Origin of the sequence: Veillonella parvula, assembly GCF_018366295.1 — a bacterium.
Classification (GTDB): Bacteria; Bacillota; Negativicutes; order Veillonellales; family Veillonellaceae; genus Veillonella; species Veillonella parvula_P.
Map to the genome: position 1 here is coordinate 491,270 of NZ_JAGZIJ010000001.1, position 20,807 is coordinate 512,076.

Sequence of the window (20,807 nt, forward strand, 5' to 3'; positions counted from 1 at the left end):
TTATTTCCCCTTTTCTGTTATATAAGTATAAACATAGTATAGTGCTAGCTCTGCCGCACTTTGTCTAATATCTTCTCGATTGCCAATTAAATTAGCTTTATGGGCCACTGTGCCATATGGACCAGTAACACCAAACCATACAAGACCAACAGGCTTTTCTCGAGTACCACCTCCAGGACCAGCTATGCCTGTCGTAGAAACAGCATATGTTGTTTGGCCAACAGTTCGTGCCCCCTCTGCCATAGCCTTAGCCACTTGTTCACTAACAGCGCCATACGCATCTAACATATCTTGTGGTACACCTAAAACACGATGTTTCACATCATTACTATACGAAATGACACCACCCATATAGTACTCACTACTGCCACTGACATTAGTCAGTAATTTACCAACCAATCCTGATGTACATGATTCAGCAGTACTAATAGTACTATGTTCCTCTAACAAGGTTCGACCTAATGTTTCCTCCATAGAAATTGTTAAGTTGCGCCCTATGCGAGAGCCTAAGCGTTCTCGTATGATTGCATCCCAAGGATTAAGCAGGTCTTGTGCCGCTTCTAATGTTTCAGCCTTAGCAGTGATACGAACCTCAATGTAGCCTTTTTTAATGAGCAAAGCTATGGTCGGATTAGATTGCTTCTTAATTAGATCCATCAAGGTGCTTTCTAAATCAATTTCACGAATATCATATACGCCATAACGATAGGATGTAACAACACCTTGAGAACCAAATCGGCCATTTAAATAAGGAACTACGCTCTCTTGGAACATGTCCTTCATTTCTCCAGGAGGTCCAGGTAAAAGTATGTACGTAGTGTCGCCATCTTCAACGACGACACCTGGAGCAACTCCAACAGGGTTATATAATACTTTCGCCCCTTCTGGTAATTGTGCTTCTCGCCGACTCGCATCGGGTATAGTACGGTTTACACTTTTAAAAAACCTTTCAAGCTCATTCATGGCCTCTTGATTAAACACAATAGGTCTGCCAATTGAATCGGCAAGTACATTACGTGTAATGTCGCCCTGCGTAGGTCCTAGCCCACCAGTACTAATAACGATATCAGCCCTTGTACTAGCGAGCTGAAAAACTTCAGCCATCCGTTTCGGATTATCACCTACCACCGATTGATGGGCAATGGTATATCCTAATTTATTTAACTCTTGTGCTAGCCATGATACATTCGTATTTACTGTATCACCTAGCAATAATTCTGAACCTGTAGAAATAAGTTCTACAATCATCAGATCACCTCCACAATCGAATGTATCGAACTGTGTATTATTCTACAACCGTAGCTACTACATCATAAGCAAAGCCTTGCTCTACTTGTACCTTAAGAATATCACCAGGTTGAATGTCTTCACCACAGTCTTCAATGTACATATTACCATCTACATCAGGTGCTTGAGATTTCAATCGACCTTTTGCAAGCAAGGTGTTATTCTCGCCTTCTTCGATTTCCTCTACCATCGCATAATCAATGGTACCTTCTAAATTGCGATTATTCTCTTCAGAGATAGCAGCTTGGATGGACATAAGAACGTGATAACGCTCTTCTTTGACCTCTTCTGGTATTTGGTCTTCACGAGCACCAGCTGGTGTACCATCTTCTTGAGAATACGTAAATACGCCCATATTATCGAATTTGATTTCTTTTACAAAGTCACAAAGTTCCTCAAATTGTTCATCTGTTTCACCAGGAAATCCAACGATGATAGAGGTGCGCAATGTAATATGAGTCGGTGCATTTCTAATCTTCTTAAGCAAGCGCTCAATATCATTGCGATCGTCTCGGCGATTCATTTGTTTCAAAATATCGTTATTAACATGTTGCAATGGAATATCTACATATTTACAAAGCTTTGGCTCATTAACAATAATATCTAACAATTCATCAGAGAAAAATGTCGGATATAGGTATAGCATGCGAATCCATTCTATGCCTTCTACAGTTGTTAATTCTTTTAACAATGTCGTCAATAATGGTTTACCAGCATTAAGGTCGATACCATAGCTCGTTGTATCTTGAGCGATAAGGACAACTTCCTTAACCCCGGTCGCAGCCAATCGTTCCACTTCAGCCTTAATAGACTCGATAGTACGACTGCGGAATGCACCGCGTACCTTAGGAATAATACAGAATGTACACCCGTTATTACAGCCTTCTGCAATTTTTACATATGCACTATAACGAGGTGTTGTTTGAATACGAGGCATGCGCTCATCATAGATATTCGTAATATTTTCCATGATACAACTGCGATTGCCGTGCTCAATAGCATCAACGGCTACCATAACTTGATCCCATGCACCGGTACCGATTAATGCATCAATTTCAGGAATTTCTTGGAATAATTCATCCTGATATTGTTGGCTAAGACAACCTGCTACGATAAGGCCCTTACAAGTACCATCCTCTTTATATTGGGCAACCTCAAGGATAGTATTTATAGACTCAGCCTTAGCTTTTTCAATAAAAGTACAGGTATTTACAACGATAAGATCTGCTTCGCTTAAGTCTTCTGTAATCGAATAGCCATTATCTCTCAATAAGCCTAACATTACCTCTGTATCTACTAAATTTTTAGCACAACCTAGGCTAACATATCCTAATTTTTTCCCCATTCTATATCCTTTCGTCACTAGATTCTTATTTATTTATTTCTTGGATTTATACAACTGACTTAGTCCTTACGGAATCGTACTTGACTAACCCAATGATTTAATAGTAACTTTTTACCTTCTAGAGTATAGCCACCATTCACAGGCCATAATACTAAATCATGCCCCATAGAATCTTTTGGCTCATCCATCTCAGGATTAGTAAATATATAAGTAAAATTCTTTTCTACCATATATTTTGCCGTTTTAGAAGATAGTAACCAATTAATAAACTCTACACTATCTGCTTTATGTTTTGAATTTTTTAAAACGGCAGCACCAGTCACATAATAAGACGTACCATCTTTAGGATAAATGATCTTAATTGGATACCCATGATGACTATATTGCGCCGCATCAGACAAGTTACCAATACCAATATTTGTCTCCCCTAGCGCAGTTAGGCGTATTGGAGTAGACAAAAATTTAGCATGTTGAACCACATGGGGCTTCAAACTATATAAGTATTCAAGAGCCTCTGGTTCCCCTTTATACTCTACCATATTATATAGCAAATTGGCCGCATTCTGAGATGCTACAAAATCGGTCATAACGATAGACCAATCACCTTGTTTTCCCAATGTATCCCATGTAGTAATATATTTACCAATGCCATTATGGAAGGTATCATTCTGAACAAATACGATGGGATCATACCAAATACCAACCCAATAGCCATTTGGATCCTTTAGATTATCACGTACCTCGTCAATACGTTCATTGACGATGGGCATATATTTACCTGCATTGGCACCAATTACGAGATTATCTTCAGAAGTTAGCACCAAATCACCAGAAGTATCAGCCACTGTAGAAGCCGACCGTTGTGACATTTGTTCCTCTGTAAGAGGCATTACAGTGACTTTTACCTTTTGTTCCTCTTCATAACGCTCAGCAAGCATAGCTGTCAAAGTATTAGGTAAGTCCGTATAGACTATAATTTCACCACGAATAGGCTCTTTGGCCTGTTCTATTTGTTCTTGTTGGTAAAAGTTTATGCCATAGATCAACATTCCTACCACAAATAATGCTAAGATGCTCGGAGCAATCCATCGTTTCATATATGCCTCCCATAAGACATAAAGTATCTTAAAATGAGAGTAGCTAGAGCTACTCCCTACATGTAACGACCACCAAAACTTTTATTAGATGTACGAACTTTAGTCACATCTCTACTACGCCTTTTTCCAGTCTGGCATCGATTCCTAGATTCGCAACCTCGTTTGCCATTACGAGATTTACTAGATTGGCTAATACGCTTAGAATTTCCACCAATTGGTCGGGGTGGAATTAAACATTCTGGGCCAAAGCCAATTAAATCACGTCGATTGGCTTCTATGAGAGCCTCTTTAACAAGGTCATAGTTTTCAATATTTTTAAACTGCATCAATGCGCGCTGTTTTGCTTTATCTCTACCCTTTTTAGCAACATAAACAGGTTTTCCATCTAGTGGATTAATGCCCGTATAATACATACAAGTAGAAAGGCTACCCGGCGTAGGAATAAAATCCTGTACTTGCTCTGGGTACATATGGTGATCTCGTAAAAATTCCGCTAATTCAATAGCATCCTCTAGGGCACAACCGGGATGAGAGCTCATAAAGTACGGCACTAAGTATTGTTTCTTACCAAGCTTTTTATTTGCCTCTTCAAACCAAGACTTAAAGGTTAGGAATTCTTCTTTACCAGCTTTCCCCATCATATTGGTAACCCGTTTAGATACATGTTCTGGAGCTACCTTTAGCTGCCCACTTACGTGAAACTCGCAAAGTTCCCGCACAAAATCTTTATTGTTATCGGCTAGTACATAGTCATAACGCAAACCAGAACGAACAAATACCTTTTTTACACCTTTTAGTTTACGTAATTTACGCAGTAAAGCAATATAGTCATCATGATTTGTATTCAAGTTTTCACAAGGTTCTGGAGCCGCACAAGTACGACCTTTACACGCACCATAGACAGCTTGTTTATCGCAAGCTAGATGGCGGAAATTTGCCGTAGGGCCCCCTACATCATGAATATACCCTTTAAAATTGTCCATCTTGATCATCATGTGAGCTTCTTCAATCAAAGACTCATGACTACGATTCTGAATGATACGCCCTTGGTGATTAGTAATAGCACAGAAAGAACAACTGCCAAAGCAACCTCGTTGGCTCACAAGGCTAAATTGAACTTCGCTTAATGCTGGCACACCACCCTTATCATCGTATTTAGGATGCCACTTTCGAGTATATGGCAAGTTATAGACACCGTCCATTTCCTCCTGTGTCAATGGCAAGGCAGGCGTGTTCTGAATGAGATATCTATCACCATGCTTTTGGACTACAATACGTCCATAGAACGGATCTTGTTCATCGTATTGAATGCGGAATGCATCGGCAAAATCCATCTTATCCGCCTTAATAGCTTCATACGATGGGCACTCTACATAGTCAATGGTTGGAATTTCCTTTGCCATGTAGCAAATGCCACGTATAGATGGCAAAGACTCTTTAAATCGACCCTGATCTAAGGCATCAGCTAGTTCAACGATTTGAAGTTCTCCCATGCCATAGACGAGTACATCGGCCTTAGAATCTACTAAGATGGATCGACGCACCGTATCTGACCAATAGTCATAATGACCAAAGCGACGCAAAGACGCTTCTATACCACCAATGATAAGAGGTACATCACTGTAAGCCTCCTTCATACGGTTAGCATATACCAAGGTAGCACGATCTGGACGATGACCTGACTCACCACCTGGAGAATAATCATCTTGACGGCGAACTTTCTTTGCTGCCGTAAATTTATTAAGCATTGAATCTAAATTCCCTGCCGTAACAAGGGATGCTAGACGTGGTTTACCTAGTTTTTTGAAAGCCTCTACATCATTCCAATCTGGTTGATCTATAATGCCTACACGATAACCTTTGGATTCCAAGTATCTACCGATAACTGCAGGCGCAAAGGATGGATGGTCCACATAAGCGTCCCCACTGATGAGAACGAAATCTAATTCAGCCCAACCACGTTCCTTCATATCCGAAGGTTCTGTTACTAAAAATCTATCCATTGATTGTGTAAATGCCTTTCTATCATGCCTAATCAGATACTAGAACAGGAATAACCATAGTAAAAATAATGCCATACAAACTAAAATAATCCCTAAAATAATGCGTTCTTGTACAATAGAGCGTTGACGTTTTCGTTGACGCGTTTCTAAGGACATACGCTTTTTAGATGTTTGGTATTCAACAAACTCACTTTGTACCAAATTAGGAGTTGCTTGAGCCTTCCGTCTTGTAACAGAACGTAAAGAAAAGGTATCTATGTCCCCTACTTGGCCCTGATATACTTTTACCAAGCGATCCCCATCAAGATCTAAGTAGTTACCATAGTTTCGAATAAAACCTTTTACGTAGACTTGACCAGGAATGATATCATAGTTGCCATCTTCGATAGCCTCTAAATAGGTTGTTTTAATGTGCAGCACTTGCTCCACATCTTTAAAGGTTAGATTACGTCTTACCCGTTCACGTCGTAATTCTTCGCCTAATTCAGCCATTTTCGTTCCTTTCTAAATCTACGTAATATTCATATAGTAATTAGCTAATTATTGCTCATCATTGGAATCGGAGAAATATCTAGCCTTAGCTTGTTCAGGGCTCATTAAAATTTCTCGCGCCTTACTGCCCATGCTAGGACCAACGATTTTAAGGTCTTCCATTGTATCTACAAGACGTGCCGCACGGGTATAACCTATACGGAAACGACGTTGCAACATCGATACGGAAGCTTGACCAGATTCCATAACGAGATTGACAGCTCGCTCTAATAATTCATCGCGGTAAACATCATTAGCATCAGAAGATTCTTTTTCAGCTTCCTTTTCCACTTCTTGAGTTACCGTATTATCATATTCTGGTTCTCGTTGAGCTTTCACAAACTCTACAAGTTTTTCTACCTCATCATCAGAAATGAAGGCCCCTTGTACACGAATAGGTTTATTAGCACCAATCGGAGCAAATAACATATCCCCTTTACCCAATAGTTTCTCTGCTCCTGCCATATCAAGAATGGTACGAGAGTCAATTTGAGAGCCTACAGCAAAGGAAATACGACTTGGCACATTGGCCTTGATAGAACCGGTAATAACGTTAACAGATGGCCGCTGCGTAGCAAGAACCATGTGAATACCTGCAGCACGAGCCATTTGTGCTAAACGACTAATAGATTCTTCAATATCATCAGGAGCCGTCATCATAAGGTCAGCTAACTCGTCGATAATCAACACGATTAGCGGCATAGCAGCCTTAGGATGCGCTTCATTATAGCTCTTGATATCACGTTTACCAGATGCAGCAAACGCCTTATAACGAGCCTCCATTTCACGAACGGCCCAACGTAATACAGCTGCTGCTTTTTTCATATCCGTTACAACTGGAGCCATCAAGTGCGGGATCCCATTGTAAATAGACAATTCAACCATCTTAGGGTCGATTAATAATAACTTAACCTCTTCCGGTTTGCGGCTAAAGAGAATACTAGAAATTAATGTATTTACACATACGGATTTACCAGAGCCAGTTGTACCAGCTACGAGCAAGTGAGGCATCTTCGCAAGGTCTGTAATAACAGGCTTTCCTGCAATATCCTTACCAAGGCCGACAGGAATACCTCCACGAGCATCTTTAAAGTCACTGCAATCAAGTACATCGCGTAAATGAACGGCTTCTGTCGTTTTATTAGGGACCTCAATACCGATGGCAGATTTCCCTGGAATCGGAGCCTCCATACGAATATGTTGTGCTGCCAAATTGAGGGCAATATCATCTGTTAAATTAACGATACGACTCACTTTCACGCCTGGTGCAGGTTCAATTTCATAACGTGTAACAGTTGGGCCTTGTGTAGCATTAACAACCTTTGCCGTAATACCAAAGTCACTCAATACATGTTCAAGCATCATCGCATTTTGTGCTACTTCTTCACCATTGTTTTGACTCCCCTTCCCTTTCGCCAAAATATCTAGGCTTGGGAAATGGTAAGGTCTATCATAGGACCGATGAATCTGTCCATCTTTAGATACAGCTACTTGCGCCGTATCTTCTGTAGTACTAATAATGGACGGTACTTGTAACCCCATACCTGCCATACCAGCTCCAGCACTTACAGAACTTGCCGCTGCACCCGTTCCTGGCACAGCGGAGGCAATAGCACCGTGATTCGTTTCCAATGGTCCTATTGTTGTATTTTGATAAGAGAATTCTGGTTCTTCATCATCAGAGTTTTCTACAGTTCCAACCTCATCTGAATACTCTTCATCTGGTGTATATGAAAAGTCCTCATCTGGAACATATACATAATCATCACTCGTAGATCTATGCGTATCAGAGAATTGTTCAAAATTATCAGCTTCATAAGACTTAGCATCACCAGATGCTTCAGATATATTAGCCAATTGCTCAGCCGCACGATTACGTGCTTCTATCTCAGCCAATTCCTTCCAAGATGTAGGAGTTCTTTGTGACTCCATAGTAGTAACTGTATCTTCAATAGGATCAACATCTATAGCTGTGGTAGAGTCAAAGAGGTCTCTTCCAGTAGCAATGCCTTGTTTTTCTAGTGCATCTAATGCTTGATCTGCTGCATCAGCAAAGCGTGTATCTTTTTCCCTGTTATAAGCTTTACGCTGTTCTGCCGCTTCTTTACGTTGTTCATTCCAATCTTCAAAGACTTCTTTTGCAACAGCAACCTTCTCAGCAGCTACCTCTTTTGCAACATCAAGGCCAACCTGTGTTTTGTCCGCAGCCTTTTGTAATCCACTGCGCAAAGACAAACGTGTCACCAGTAATCCAAAAGCTATGAGTAAGAATACATCAAGAATAATAGCCCCTAGATTGCCTAATAGTGTACGAAGGAATGTAGCAATTGCACCACCTACGAAACCACCTTGATTAGCTAGTTGTGTAGTAATGAGTTCCTGCCCCTCAGGAACGCGCCACAAGGGAACAAGAGCTAACAAAAATAGGAAAAACAAGGTCATTACAATCCCTCGTTTTGTAATGGAAATAAATGTATCCTTATATAATAATCTCCAACCTAACCAGAAAACGCATAAACAAGGAATAATACCCCCTAAGCCAAAGCCATAACGGAATATACCTGTTAAAATCTGTCCTACAAGGCCGAGTTCAAAGCCGAAAAAGCCCAGAAAGGAAATCACAGCAAAGGCAATGACAATAAGGCCTTTCACTTCGCTGCGCAAAGAAAAGCTTTGAGACTTTGATTGCTGTTTTGTACTTGTTCGCTTACGGCGTGTGTTGCGTCTTTTGGTGGAAGTATTTTCTTCTGCCATAAATCTATACAAACCCCTTACTTATATAACATTACAGTAAATTAACTTATCATTATATTATAGCATATATCGTAATATTAAGTTAATTTTTACAACGTTTCTCCCAGTCGTGAAGTAACTGTTCCTCAGTCCCTCTCTTTATGCCCTTATAGTAGGTTGCATCAACTAGAGGCGTTGGTAAATACTGCTGTTTTACATATCCATTAGGATAATTATGAGCATACTTATAAGCTTTCCCATGGCCTAATTTACTAGCCCCGCTATAGTGACTATCTTTCAAATGATCAGGTACTTGTCCACAATCCTTATGTCGCACATCAGATATCGCGGCATCAATAGCTACATAAGCAGAATTACTTTTAGGTGCGAGAGCAACATAGCACGCAGCCTCAGATAATATAATGCGCGCCTCAGGAAAACCTACCATATGAGCCGCTTGAGCCGCTGCGTTGGCAAGTATAAGAGCTTGTGGGTCCGCAAGTCCTACATCCTCTGCTGCACAAATAACAATACGACGAGCAATGAAATTAGGATCCTCTCCAGCTTCAATCATGCGTGCTAAATAATGTACCGTTGCCTGCACGTCAGAACCACGCATACTTTTTATAAAGGCTGAGATTGTATCGTAATGACTGTCTCCTTTTTTATCATATGTATATATACGACGACCTACGACCTTTTCAAGAACCTCAATAGTAATCGTCCCCTCATCGGGAACCATAGCTGCAGCTTGTTCAAGAATATTAAGGGCCATGCGGCCATCACCATTGACGAAAATTCCCACATCTTCCAGAACTTCATCCGTTACCTGTAGATGGCGTTTGCCTAATCCCACTTCTTCATCGGTAATGGCGCGACGTAAAATTTGACCAATAGCCTTTGGTGTAAGTGCTTCTAATGTAATAAGACGCAAACGAGATAATAACGGTCTATTAACCTCAAAGAATGGATTCTCTGTTGTAGCACCAATAAGGATAATAGTGCCATCCTCTACACAAGGTAACAACACATCTTGTTGGCTTTTATTAAAACGATGAATTTCATCGAGGAATAGAATTGTGCGTTGCTGTAAAGAACGAACTCGTTTGCGCGCGTCTTCAATGATGGTGCGCAACTCACCAATACCGGCGTTAGTAGCATTCAGGTTTACAAAATGGCTATTACTCACCTTAGCTATAATGCCAGCTAATGTAGTCTTACCCGTTCCACAAGGCCCATAAAAAAGCATAGATGGTATTGTATCCTTCTCTACCATAGCTCTCAAGAAAGTCCCCTTACCTACGGCCTTCTCTTGACCATATAAATGATCTAGTTTAGTAGGACGCATTCGTACAGGAAGCGGCTCGTATGTATTTGTAGGTGTCATATCAAACAAACTATCCATTCTATCACCTCAATTCGCACTCAGTTTAACTGTCGTATTTTCATATCTATAACTATTCAATCCAAAAAAATTACTGTCCCGTCATAAAAGCCTAATAACATCAGTAACTCGGTAACACTGATAATATTGGCAAGATATTTATAACATTTATGACATTTAGGACTCTTAAGATTTTAAATAGTTTAAATTCTTACCAAAGATATATTTATAGTATATGATATTTCAGTCTATTTTTACACGCAAAAAAGCCCCACCATGCCGTAATGTACCGCGTTTTGATCCTGCAAGGGCAGGTGGGTGTCCTCCTCATCCTGCAGTTGTCCCGTAAGGGCGTAACGTTCAGACGAGAGTTCAGACTCCCAAAGTAAATGTGTTGGCTCAAAACTGCGATATCACACGCACATGGCAGGGATATCTTATACTTAAATAGTATCAGAAAGATTAGCAATTAACAAGTCTTGACATTTCGATTTTAATCAATTCTTGCCTATGTTTTTACACTAAAGATTGCTCTTGTTCTTCTTCTACATCTGGTTTAATATGCAACTCTTTTAATTGCTTTGGTTCTACTTCAGATGGAGCTTGGCTCATGATATCAGAAGCAGATTGAGTTTTAGGGAATGCGATTACGTCGCGGATAGATTGACGTTTTGCCATCAACATAACAAGACGATCTAAGCCAAATGCACAACCTGCATGAGGAGGTGCACCATATTGGAATGCATCAAGCATGAAGCCGAATTTGGATCTTGCTTCTTCAATGGACAAACCAATTGCTTTGAATACTTTTTCTTGTACGTCAGCTTGGTAGATACGCAAGGAACCGCCACCAATTTCTACGCCATTCAATACCATATCGTAAGCAATCGCTTTTACGCTGCCAGAATCAGATTCCAATTTATCAAGATCCGCATGGCGTGGCATTGTGAACGGATGGTGCATTGCAACATAACGTTTTTCATCTTCGTTATATTCGAACATAGGGAAATCAGTTACCCAGGTGAATGCCAATTTATCTTGGTCAATCATGTTCATACGACGTGCCATTTCAAGGCGTAGTTCACCTAATGCACGTGCCACAGTTGCAGGTTTATCAGCAATCATCAATACGAGGTCGCCACCTTTAGCACCCATTTTTTCACCGATATTGCGAATTGTATCTTCACCTAAGAACTTCATGATTTGAGACTTGATAGAACCATCTTCGTTGAAGCAAGCCCATGCAAGGCCTTTGGCGCCGTAACGATTTACATATTCAACAAGGTCGTCAAGTTCACGGCGAGGAATGCCAGCGTCACCAGGTACAACAATACCTTTAACTACACCACCATTGTCGATAACAGAACGGAATACTTTGAATTCTGTATCTTTTACAAGATCAGTTACATCAGTAAAGGCCATATCAAAACGAAGATCCGGCTTATCAGAGCCGTATTTATCCATTGCTTCGTCCCATGTAATACGAGGCATAGGCAAAGAAATTTCTTTACCTAATGCAGTTTTAAATACATGAGCAATCATCTCTTCAAGCAATGCATAAATATCTTCTTCATCAACGAAGGACATTTCTAAGTCGAGCTGAGTGAACTCAGGTTGACGGTCTGCGCGCAAATCTTCATCGCGGAAGCAACGAACGATTTGGAAATATTTTTCGTAACCAGCAACCATCAAGATTTGTTTGAAAATTTGTGGAGATTGTGGCAACGCATAGAATGTACCAGCATTTACACGGGACGGCACTAGATAGTCACGAGCGCCTTCTGGTGTAGATTTAGTAAGCATTGGAGTTTCAATTTCCAAAAAATCGCGGCTATCGAAGAAATCGCGCATTGCTTTCGTTACTTTGTGACGCAAAATCAAGTTGCGTTGCATTTCTGGACGACGTAAGTCAAGGTAACGATATTTCAAGCGAATATTTTCATCTACATCGATATCATCTTGGATATAGAAAGGAGGAGTTTTAGCAGAGTTCAATACGCGCAACTCTTCACAGAACATTTCGTATGCACCTGTAGGAAGATTTGGATTAATAGCAGCCTCATCACGCTTTGTAATCTTACCACGTACACAAAGCACATATTCATTACGAACATCCTCTGCTTTGTGGAACGATTCTACGTTATGATCTGGGGATGCCACCACTTGTACTACGCCAGAACGATCACGTAAATCCAAGAAAATCAAACCACCATGGTCACGACGGCGTTCAACCCAACCACATAATACGACCTCTTTACCTACCTCTTGTTCAGAGATGGTGCCACAACCGTGCGTACGGTGTAAGCCTTGCATTGTTTCCATTCTAATTGTCATCCTTTCACCAAAGAAGTTATACGTTCAGCCACTGTATCAAGAGATACAGTCTCTTGTTCACTAGTATCCATGAATCGAATTATGGCTTCTTTACGAGCCAATTCATCATCACCCAATATAATAACATATTTCGCATTAATTTTGTTAGCGTATTTTAATTGTGCCTTCATACTCTTGCCCTGCCCGTCCATTTCAACGGTAATATATTCATCATGTAAGGCTTGGCAAATTTTGAAAGTCTCTACCTTAGCCGCATCACCAAGAGCGACTACGAATACAGATGGTTCTACAGTTGGCTCAGGCAATAAGTTTTGTTTTTCAAGAGCTAATAGTAAACGCTCCATGCCCATAGCAAAACCGATAGCTGGAGTATGAGGTCCATCGAGCTCTTCTACGAGACCATCGTAACGACCACCACCAGCTACAGCACTTTGAGCACCTAAAGGAGTATATTGTACCTCAAAGGCTGTCTTTGTATAGTAATCAAGGCCACGTACGAGACGAGGATTTAAAGTATATTGCACATTAGCTGCAGTTAAATAGGTTTTCAATTCTTCAAAATGATCATGACACTCTTCACATAAATGTTCGTGAATTTCAGGAGCACCTACGGACAAGGATTTGCATGTTTCATTTTTGCAGTCCAAGATACGCAAAGGATTTTTGTACAAACGCTCTTGGCAATCGCTACATAATTGTTCCTTTTTAGGTTCAAAGAAAGCGATTAATTTTTCTCGGTATACAGGACGACATGTTGGGCAACCTACGGAGTTTACTTCTACATTGAGGTCTTTAAGGCCAAAGTCTTTTAATAACTGTACAACCATACAGATAACTTCACTATCTACCACTGGAGATTGCGAACCTAGTACCTCTGCACCAAACTGGTGGAATTGACGATAACGACCCGCTTGCGGTTTATCATGACGGAACATAGGGCCCATGTAATACCATTTTGTGAGACCTTCTTTACCATATACTTTATTTTCTAAGTATGCGCGCACAGCAGACGCCGTATTTTCAGGGCGTAAGGTAAAGCTAGAACCACCGTCATCACCAGTGGTAAAGGTGTACATCTCTTTTTGTACTACATCTGTAGTCTCACCGATACCACGTAAGAATAATTTAGTTTCTTCAAAGGCAGGTGTGCGAATTTCATTGAACCCATATACTTTACAAATTTCGCGCATACGTTGTTCAATATAATGCCAATGTATCATCTGTTCTGGCAAAAAGTCTTGTGTACCTCTTGGTTTTCTTATAGCCATTACACAACCTCCCAAAATCTTTCACAAATTTTATGTCGTTTCTCTAAAAGTGCATCTATCGTTACGTGATAAACATCTACGTCTTTTGGCATATGCTGTTTAAGTTGACGGTATTCAGGGGCTCGCATCCACTTAGACGAGCTGCCAGGCCCCATAGATAGAATACTCTGCCGTTCTTCCATGATCTGAATATTATATTCACACGCTTTGCCAGGCAAGGTATAGCCAATATTCTCTAACTGCCCTCTCATATATTGTTGGCGATATAAATAATATGGCACATAACCAGCTGCTTCAAGACGCTCTTTACCATATTGTACCATTTCCGCCACAAGATGTTCTTCAGGAATATCATCTTCCATATGTAAATCGTACAACGGGCTACCACGTTTTAATGCTAACGTATGAATTGTAACATTTTCCGGCAGATTTTGACATACATAATCCATATTCTCTATCATGTTTAACATCGTTTGATTAGGCAAGCCTGCAATAAAATCCATATTTACGGCTAATGATGTATTGTTTTTTACATATTGTAAAAGTTCATCAATATCCCGTACACTATGGCCGCGTCCAATACGACGCAAAATATCATCTTGCATTGTTTGCGGGTTAATGCTAATACGATTCACACCTAGCGCAAGCATGGAACGTAGCTTTGTAGGATTAACAGAATCAGGTCGTCCTGCCTCTACAGTAAATTCATGACCTTCTGGTACGAGTAGAGACAACTGTTTTAGAACCTGGTGAAAGTCTTCATCCTTTAGCACTGTCGGAGTACCACCGCCCATATAGAGGGTATTTACGGTTAAATTATAAGATTGGACAATAGCTTTCATATCTTCTATATCACGGGTTAAAGCCTTTAGGAATTGACTTTTACCAGCATAATCCTGATAGAGACCATATGGAAACGAGCAATATACACAACGCGTGTCACAGAAAGGAATACCACAATAGAGACTCACCTTTTTATCATCTGTATCAGATAGAAATGGACGTTGATACTCGCCAATGTCCCCCAAAGTAGCAAGCTTTTCCATAGACACAGAAAACTCGTCCCGAATGTGACGAGTTGCTGCGTGGACAGAGCCATATGTATCTATATATTTATGTAGTAGCTTTGTAGGGCGCACACCTACCATAGTTCCCCACGGAGCCTCAGCAGGTAAGCCTTGATATTCACGCAAATAGCGCAACAAGGCTTGTCCAATTTGGCGACGCCCCATAGAGGAAACAGGGCCTTCAAAAATCTGAACCGAATCACCAATGGTAACAGTTAATGTGTAGAGCCCTTCCACTTCATGTGCTTCAAGGATAACCTCTGGATTTATCTTATCAGAAAAGAGTCCCGCCGCGCCACAGTTATGAGCTACTACGGAGCCAAGTGGTAATGGACCCGTATATAGATATCCATTAACCATGATGGGACATACGCTCAAGCTTTTCTAATTCTGCTTCAGTCATATGATTTTGGCAATCACTACAGTAACCATATACTTTCAATTGATGATCAATGGTACGGAAGTTTAATTTCTTAGCGATAATAGACTCCAATGTTTCAAGCATGTCGTCTTCAAACTCGGATACTTTACCACATTTTACGCAAATCAAATGATGATGGAAATGAGCGAACTCTTCGTCATTTAATTCATAGCGATTACGGCCATCACCAAAATCAAGACGTTTTAACAAATCAAGTTCTGTGAAGAGATCAAGAGTTCTGTAAATTGTTGCTAACCCGATATCAGGTGCTACTTCTTTTACAAGAACATATACATCTTCAGCACTCAAGTGATTTTCATCAGCATCGATGAATGCTTGCAAAATTGTTTGACGTTGAGTTGTCAATTTGTACTTTTTGTCTTTAATGCGTTCTTTTAATTTTTCTAATGTTGTGTTCATAATAAATTTCCCCTCGACTGTAAAAAATAATTCGTTTAAACCTACTGACCAACGAATGGGTTGTATTGTTTTTCATACCCTATATTTGTTTCCGGTCCATGACCAGGATAAACCATTGTATTATCAGGCAATCTATATAGCTGAGTCTTAATCGATGATATCAGGATCTCATAAGAACCATTTGGAAAATCTGTACGGCCTACGGAATCTCTGAATAGAGTATCCCCTACAAATACAAGACCTTCCATGTAATAACACACCCCTCCTGGCGTATGACCTGGTGTTTCAAGCACCTCAAGATCGATATCACCACATGTAATATGATCACCTTGTTTAACCTCGATGATTTCCGCTTTTACCTTAATTGGCGTTGGATTGCTATAAGCACTAAGATTAAGTTCAGGATCAGATAAATACGGTACATCGCCTTTATGAATATATACAGGCACATGATAGGTGTTTACAATTTCTTGAATGCCACCAATATGATCTCCATGTCCATGTGTCAGTACAACCGCCTTCGGCTTTAAGTCATGTTTTTTTAGCGCATCTAGTACTTCAGCTGTTGCAGGATCGATAATGAAAGCTTCACCTATCGCTTTATCACCGATAACATAGCAATTTGTTCCTAATGGACCTAAAGGCATGCGCATAAGCACTAATTGTTGTTCGCTCATTAAGCCCCTCCTTTACTACGTTGAACAGTATACACTTCACGAATACGACGCAATTTAGTCATTACGAAATCTAGTTGCGAAATATCCCGAATATCAACCACCAAATTGATGCTTACATTTTTTGTATCTTCTTGAACCTTAGCATTGATGTTAGTAATGGTGATTTTCAATTCTGAAAGCACCGCCATAACCTCCATGAGAATGCCAGCTCGATCATAAGCCTGAATATCAATGCCTACATGGAAAGATTCTCCAGAAGAACCGTCCCAAGAGACTTCTATCATCCGCTCTAAGTCTTCAGGAGAATGTCCCATGCTAGGGCAATCACAGCGGTGAATAGAAACACCACGACCACGGGTTATGTAACCTATAATATCATCACCAGGTACAGGATTACAGCATTTTGCCATACGCACCATCACACCAGCTTCACCTTTTACGAGAACACCAGTGCCATTTTTAGTTTTCTTTTGTCCTTGAGATTTTAATTTCTCAATAATTTGCTCTGTACTGCGCTTAGATTCCTCTACCTCTTTAGACTTTTTATAAAGTTCAATTAAACGCAAGAGAACAGTGCTTACAGGAATGCCGCCATAGCCACAGGCTGCAAACATTTCCTCTTCTGTACCGGCTTTAAGTTGTTTCGTTACATGTTGTAAACGGTTGTCTGCACATAATTCTTTCCAATTATGATTCAATCGTTTTGCTTCTTTTTCAAGAGCTTCTAAGCCTTTTTCAATATTTTCAGCTTTATTTTCACGCTTGAACCAATTACGAATTTTACTCTTACTTTCAGAAGAACCTACGATATTCAACCAATCAAGGCTAGGACGACCTGTTTTGGATGTGATGATATCAACAATATCACCATTTTGCAAGGTATAATCCAACGGCACAATTTTGCCGTTTACCTTAGCACCAACACAATGATGACCTACATCGGTATGAACTCGATAGGCAAAGTCAAGCGGTACAGAGCCTATTGGCAACTTAACAACGTCACCCTTTGGCGTAAATACAAATACCTCACCAGAGAAAACGTCTAATTTCAAAGCATTAACGAGTTCTGTTGGATTACTAGTATCTTGCCATTCAAGAACCTGGCGCAGCCATGCAACCTTTTGATCAAATTCTTTATCGCCGTTTTTATTTCCTTCTTTATATCGCCAGTGAGCAGCCACACCATATTCAGATACACGGTGCATTTCCCAAGTACGGATTTGAATCTCTACCGGTTGCCCCATCGTGCCGATAACGGTTGTATGCAAGGATTGATACATATTAGACTTCGGCATGGAAATATAATCTTTGAAGCGATAAGGCAATGGCTTCCACAAGCTATGTGCAATGCCAAGTACTGCATAACAATCAGGAATGCTATCAACAATTACACGAACGGCAAGCAAATCATAAATTTGGGATAAATCACGATTGTCCTTTTTCATCTTCTTATAAATACTGTAGAAGTGTTTTGGACGACCTTTGATATCCGCCTTAATATGGGCTTCACTTAAGGCCTTTGTAAGTTGCCTCATCGTATCATTAACAATGTCTTCCCGGACTTGGCGTTTTTGTTTCATTTGATCGACTAGATCATAGTATTTTTCCGGCTCTAAATAACGGAAGGATAAATCTTCCAACTCCCATTTCACATTGAAGATACCAAGACGATGTGCCAAAGGTGCAAAGATTTCTAGGGTTTCCTTAGCAATACGTTTTTGTTTGTCACTACGCATATGCTTTAAGGTGCGCATATTATGTAAGCGATCACCCAATTTAATAACTACGACACGTACGTCCTTCGCCATAGCTAAAATCATCTTTCGATAGTTTTCCATTTGGCGATCTTCTTTTGTTTCATACTGGAATTGGTTTAATTTTGTTACCCCATCAACGAGGAATGCTACTTCAGAGCCAAACATCTCCTCTAGGTCTTCCTTCGAGTAAGATGTATCTTCAACCACATCATGCATAAGAGCTGCCATGAGTGTAATATGGTCGATTTGTAAATGTGCCAAAATATCAGCTACAGCTAAAGGATGCATAATATACGGTTCACCGGAAGCTCTAAACTGACCTTCATGAGCCTTATCAGCAAGCTCAAAAGCTTTCAATACTTGGTCACACTCATCATCTGTTAAATACGTATGGATATACTCCATAAACTCGGCTAAGGCTTTACTTTTATCAAATGTACTTTGTTCCACCAAAGCTTTGCCTTCTTCATTTACAGTTGTCATGATGTCACCTCCTATACACTATAAGTAAGGAATGTTACGGATGTGACAAGATCTAATTTTCCTTCAATGGCGTTCCATCTAAGCATTAATTGACCATCATCACTTGTATATTCTTCAACAATGCCCAATTCTTTAAATACATCAATAGATGTTAGAGCACTGCGATTATTCTGATCTGCCGGCTTACGGCGCAATATATCTTGTTCTACATTATAAACCGATTGACTACGACCTCGCATGGACTGTTTTATTATGACATACATTTGTCTAAGCCCTTCTGTAGAAAGCTTAATCGGCTCTTCAGTCAATGGTTCAATAGCTTGAATCATGAGTTGCGGAGAAACCATACCTTGCCATTCATTCTTTTGCAAGGAAAAAGCCACTTTTACCACAGTTCCCATAAAGATAGATTTAAATAAGTCTGGACGATTCCAAGCTATAGCATCTAATGTACCATTCGAAGTTTCAAATATTATCTTACAATGATTTTTTAATTGGCCCATGAGCATAATATCTTGCACGGTAGCTTCCATAATAGCAAAGACTGGCGTGCTATTGGCCATCCCATAAGGTTCAAGGTCTGATACGCGGTCAATGATATCGACATCGATATCATCAACAGGTAGTTCCGCATCAATAGCAACCACAGGAATATATTCCTCATCTGTAATAACTGCTTTGCAATACTTGGTTAACCGTTCTCGTAACTCATCAATACGATTTGCATCGATGCTAAAGCCTGCTGCCGCAGCATGCCCGCCAAACTGTAGCAAGATATCCTCACAAGATTTTAATGCATCATATATGTTAAAGCCATCTATACTACGGCACGAGCCTTTACCAATGCCATCATGAATACTGATAACTAAGGTTGGTTTGTAAAACTCCTCTACTAGACGAGAAGCAACAATACCAATGACTCCTGGATGCCACTCTTCGCCGGCCACAATAGTTACATAATCAGCTTTATGTCCTTGATTAGCTACATCAACACGAGCTAACTCATGAATATTTCGTTCTAACTCTTGTCGTTCACGATTCGTTTCATTTAGTTCATCCGCAATTGCCTCTACTATATCCTCGTCATCGGTCACAAGTAGTTCGACCGCACGCGTTGCATGCGTTACGCGACCCGCTGCATTAAGACGAGGTGCTAAGGTAAAACCAATATGTCCAGATGTAATAGTTCGTTCATGGAGCCCAGCTACACCAATAAGCTTTTTAATTCCTAAATTAGGTTCCCTATTCATCTTCTCAAGGCCTGATTTCACAATGATGCGGTTCTCACCGACCAAAGGTACTACATCGGCCACAGTGCCAAGTGCAACGATATCTAAATCATCTAAGTACCATTCTCCGTGCTTTGTAAGCCACAAGGCTTGGCATAATTTGAAAGCAACCCCTACGCCAGATAAGTTTTTATCCTTATATGGACAATCCTTTTGCTTATGATTTATAACGGCCTTTGCTCGTGGAATCATATCAGGAGCCGTATGGTGATCCGTAATAATCATATCGATGCGGTCTCGTACAGCCTCTACAATATCGTAAGAACTAATGCCGCAGTCTACAGTAATGACTAAAGCCGTTCCCCGTTCAATAAGGTGCTCTAAAGCCTCTAAATTGAGGCCATACCCTTCACTTTGACGTTCTGGTATGTAATAGGTAACATCGGCACCTAATTTCTTTAAAAATCGATAAAGTACTGATGTTGCAGTAATACCATCTACATCATAATCACCATAAATGACGATTGGTTTGTGACTTTCAATTGTTTCCAGAACTAGTGAAACAGCCACATCCATATCTTTTAATGTAAATGGATCTAACAAATCTGACAAAGTACCTTGTAAAAACTGACGACCTTCGTCTACATCAATGTGACGATTCACCATTAATTTAGCCACAATAGGGTTTACACCAAGTTCACGGATTAAGATATTCTCTTTCTCTTGATCACCTTTACAAAGGCGCCAACGTTTTTTCTTAATCATCATATC

General features: G+C 40.2%; 14 protein-coding genes and 1 other RNA gene. All 15 read right to left on the minus strand.

The annotated features are described in order from the left end of the window. The 15 genes from KHY58_RS02390 to recJ all read right to left on the minus strand — a co-directional run bounded on the left by KHY58_RS02390 (position 1) and on the right by recJ (position 20,801). Positions 1-1,248 (minus strand): competence/damage-inducible protein A, encoded by a 1,248-nt coding sequence (locus tag KHY58_RS02390; RefSeq protein WP_278471770.1) that lies wholly within the window; start codon positions 1,246-1,248, stop codon positions 1-3. A 37-nt stretch (positions 1,249-1,285) separates the two neighbouring features. Further along, entirely contained in the window at positions 1,286-2,632 is a 1,347-nt protein-coding gene (gene rimO, locus KHY58_RS02395) for a 30S ribosomal protein S12 methylthiotransferase RimO (RefSeq protein WP_004696407.1), read from the minus strand. 59 nt (positions 2,633-2,691) lie between these two features. After that, positions 2,692-3,729 (minus strand): ABC transporter substrate-binding protein, encoded by a 1,038-nt coding sequence (locus tag KHY58_RS02400; protein WP_008601367.1) that lies wholly within the window; start codon positions 3,727-3,729, stop codon positions 2,692-2,694. 56 nt (positions 3,730-3,785) lie between these two features. Then, on the minus strand, positions 3,786-5,732 hold the full coding sequence (locus KHY58_RS02405) for a YgiQ family radical SAM protein (protein ID WP_004698698.1): 1,947 nt from the start codon (positions 5,730-5,732) through the stop codon (positions 3,786-3,788). A 39-nt stretch (positions 5,733-5,771) separates the two neighbouring features. Next, the gene (locus KHY58_RS02410; protein WP_004698676.1) at positions 5,772-6,224 is read right to left on the minus strand and encodes a helix-turn-helix domain-containing protein; all 453 of its coding nucleotides are present in this window, start codon (positions 6,222-6,224) and stop codon (positions 5,772-5,774) included. Between the two features lie 48 nt (positions 6,225-6,272). Further along, entirely contained in the window at positions 6,273-9,017 is a 2,745-nt protein-coding gene (locus KHY58_RS02415; RefSeq protein ID WP_278471773.1) for an FtsK/SpoIIIE family DNA translocase, read from the minus strand. Positions 9,018-9,099: 82 nt separating this feature from the next. Beyond that, positions 9,100-10,401: a replication-associated recombination protein A gene (locus KHY58_RS02420; RefSeq protein ID WP_077708566.1), complete on the minus strand. Its 1,302-nt coding sequence runs from the start codon at positions 10,399-10,401 to the stop codon at positions 9,100-9,102. A gap of 243 nt (positions 10,402-10,644) precedes the next feature. Beyond that, positions 10,645-10,816, minus strand: a non-coding RNA gene (gene ssrS, locus KHY58_RS02425) — 6S RNA. Positions 10,817-10,896: 80 nt separating this feature from the next. Further along, a complete protein-coding gene (gene aspS / locus KHY58_RS02430) occupies positions 10,897-12,702 on the minus strand; it encodes an aspartate--tRNA ligase (protein WP_278471776.1) in 1,806 nt (601 codons plus the stop codon). 8 nt (positions 12,703-12,710) lie between these two features. Further along, a complete protein-coding gene (hisS, locus tag KHY58_RS02435; protein ID WP_205112501.1) occupies positions 12,711-13,982 on the minus strand; it encodes a histidine--tRNA ligase in 1,272 nt (423 codons plus the stop codon). Further along, positions 13,982-15,409 (minus strand): coproporphyrinogen dehydrogenase HemZ, encoded by a 1,428-nt coding sequence (gene hemZ, locus KHY58_RS02440; RefSeq protein ID WP_278471780.1) that lies wholly within the window; start codon positions 15,407-15,409, stop codon positions 13,982-13,984. The genes hisS and hemZ overlap by 1 nt, the downstream gene beginning before the upstream one ends. After that, positions 15,402-15,890 carry a Fur family transcriptional regulator gene (locus tag KHY58_RS02445; protein ID WP_004696420.1) on the minus strand — a complete coding sequence of 163 codons (489 nt, stop codon included), beginning with the start codon at positions 15,888-15,890 and terminating at the stop codon, positions 15,402-15,404. Before KHY58_RS02445 ends, hemZ begins: the two co-directional genes overlap by 8 nt. A 41-nt stretch (positions 15,891-15,931) precedes the next feature. Beyond that, positions 15,932-16,567, minus strand: coding sequence for an MBL fold metallo-hydrolase (locus tag KHY58_RS02450; protein ID WP_004696422.1), 636 nt, complete (start codon positions 16,565-16,567; stop codon positions 15,932-15,934). Further along, the gene (locus tag KHY58_RS02455) at positions 16,567-18,807 is read right to left on the minus strand and encodes a RelA/SpoT family protein (protein ID WP_004696424.1); all 2,241 of its coding nucleotides are present in this window, start codon (positions 18,805-18,807) and stop codon (positions 16,567-16,569) included. The genes KHY58_RS02450 and KHY58_RS02455 overlap by 1 nt, the downstream gene beginning before the upstream one ends. 11 nt (positions 18,808-18,818) lie before the next feature. Beyond that, a complete protein-coding gene (gene recJ, locus KHY58_RS02460) occupies positions 18,819-20,801 on the minus strand; it encodes a single-stranded-DNA-specific exonuclease RecJ (protein ID WP_278471783.1) in 1,983 nt (660 codons plus the stop codon). Positions 20,802-20,807: the final 6 nt, after the last annotated feature.

Coding starts and splice junctions, on each gene's coding strand:
- KHY58_RS02415 (WP_278471773.1), bottom strand. CDS start 9,017: ATGGCAGAAGAAAATACTTCCACCAAAAGACGCAACACACGCCGTAAG.
- KHY58_RS02450 (WP_004696422.1), bottom strand. CDS start 16,567: ATGAGCGAACAACAATTAGTGCTTATGCGCATGCCTTTAGGTCCATTA.
- KHY58_RS02400 (WP_008601367.1), bottom strand. CDS start 3,729: ATGAAACGATGGATTGCTCCGAGCATCTTAGCATTATTTGTGGTAGGA.
- KHY58_RS02455 (WP_004696424.1), bottom strand. CDS start 18,807: ATGACAACTGTAAATGAAGAAGGCAAAGCTTTGGTGGAACAAAGTACA.
- hisS (WP_205112501.1), bottom strand. CDS start 13,982: ATGGCTATAAGAAAACCAAGAGGTACACAAGACTTTTTGCCAGAACAG.
- KHY58_RS02405 (WP_004698698.1), bottom strand. CDS start 5,732: ATGGATAGATTTTTAGTAACAGAACCTTCGGATATGAAGGAACGTGGT.
- KHY58_RS02390 (WP_278471770.1), bottom strand. CDS start 1,248: ATGATTGTAGAACTTATTTCTACAGGTTCAGAATTATTGCTAGGTGAT.
- hemZ (WP_278471780.1), bottom strand. CDS start 15,409: ATGGTTAATGGATATCTATATACGGGTCCATTACCACTTGGCTCCGTA.
- KHY58_RS02410 (WP_004698676.1), bottom strand. CDS start 6,224: ATGGCTGAATTAGGCGAAGAATTACGACGTGAACGGGTAAGACGTAAT.
- KHY58_RS02420 (WP_077708566.1), bottom strand. CDS start 10,401: ATGGATAGTTTGTTTGATATGACACCTACAAATACATACGAGCCGCTT.
- recJ (WP_278471783.1), bottom strand. CDS start 20,801: ATGATTAAGAAAAAACGTTGGCGCCTTTGTAAAGGTGATCAAGAGAAA.
- aspS (WP_278471776.1), bottom strand. CDS start 12,702: ATGGAAACAATGCAAGGCTTACACCGTACGCACGGTTGTGGCACCATC.
- rimO (WP_004696407.1), bottom strand. CDS start 2,632: ATGGGGAAAAAATTAGGATATGTTAGCCTAGGTTGTGCTAAAAATTTA.
- KHY58_RS02445 (WP_004696420.1), bottom strand. CDS start 15,890: ATGAACACAACATTAGAAAAATTAAAAGAACGCATTAAAGACAAAAAG.